The sequence below is a fragment of the Escherichia sp. AM3 genome (assembly GCF_032029835.1).
Taxonomy (GTDB): Bacteria; Pseudomonadota; Gammaproteobacteria; order Enterobacterales; family Enterobacteriaceae; genus Escherichia; species Escherichia coli.
The window spans coordinates 1-1,433 of the sequence record NZ_JAVUPQ010000288.1 but is presented as its reverse complement, the minus strand read 5'-3'; the positions used below and the strand labels follow the sequence as shown (position 1 = coordinate 1,433).

General features: G+C 58.4%; 1 protein-coding gene. It reads left to right on the top strand.

What is annotated here, in order from left to right:
- Positions 1 to 1,433, top strand: a 1,433-nt coding sequence (locus tag RTW80_RS25170) for a host specificity protein J (protein WP_312720781.1), incomplete at both ends; no start/stop codon positions are given.

The window sequence follows — 1,433 nt, the reverse complement described above, 5'->3', positions numbered from 1 at the left end:
GGCATACCCCGCGCGAAGCGAAGGACAACCTGAAGTCCACGCAGCTGCTGAGTGTGATCGATGCCATCAGCGAAGGGCCGGTTGAAGGTCCGGTGGATGGATTAAAAAGCGTGCTGCTGAACAGTACGCCGGTGCTGGACACTGAGGGGAATACCAACATCTCCGGCGTCACGGTGGTGTTCCGGGCAGGTGAGCAGGAGCAGACACCGCCGGAAGGTTTTGAATCCTCCGGCTCCGAGACTGTGCTGGGTACGGAAGTGAAATATGACACGCCGATCACCCGCACCATCACGTCGGCAAACATCGACCGTCTGCGCTTTACCTTCGGTGTGCAGGCACTGGTGGAAACCACCTCAAAGGGGGACAGGAATCCATCGGAAGTCCGCCTGCTGGTTCAGATACAGCGTAACGGTGGCTGGGTGACGGAAAAAGACATCACCATTAAAGGCAAAACCACCTCACAGTATCTGGCCTCGGTGGTGGTGGGTAGCCTGCCGCCGCGCCCGTTTAATATCCGGATGCGCAGGATGACGCCGGACAGCACCACAGACCAGCTGCAGAACAAAACGCTCTGGTCGTCATACACCGAAATCATCGATGTGAAACAGTGCTACCCGAACACGGCACTGGTCGGCGTACAGGTGGATTCGGAGCAGTTCGGCAGCCAGCAGGTGAGCCGTAATTATCATCTTCGCGGGCGCATTCTGCAGGTGCCGTCGAACTATAACCCGCAGACGCGGCAATACAGCGGTATCTGGGACGGAACGTTTAAGCCAGCATACAGCAACAACATGGCCTGGTGTCTGTGGGATATGCTGACCCATCCGCGCTACGGCATGGGGAAACGTCTTGGTGCGGCGGATGTGGACAAATGGGCGCTGTATGTCATCGGCCAGTACTGCGACCAGTCGGTGCCGGACGGCTTTGGCGGCACGGAGCCGCGCATCACCTGTAATGCGTACCTGACCACACAGCGCAAGGCGTGGGATGTGCTCAGTGATTTCTGCTCTGCGATGCGCTGTATGCCGGTATGGAACGGGCAGACGCTGACGTTCGTGCAGGACCGACCATCAGATAAGGTGTGGACCTATAACCGCAGTAATGTGGTGATGCCGGATGATGGCGCGCCGTTCCGCTACAGCTTCAGCGCCCTGAAGGACCGCCATAATGCCGTTGAGGTGAACTGGATTGACCCGAACAACGGCTGGGAGACGGCGACAGAGCTTGTTGAAGATACGCAGGCCATTGCCCGTTACGGTCGTAACGTCACGAAGATGGATGCCTTTGGCTGTACCAGCCGGGGGCAGGCGCACCGCGCCGGGCTGTGGCTGATTAAAACGGAACTGCTGGAAACGCAGACCGTGGACTTCAGCGTGGGTGCGGAAGGGCTTCGCCATGTACCGGGGGATGTCATTGAAATCTGCGATGATGAC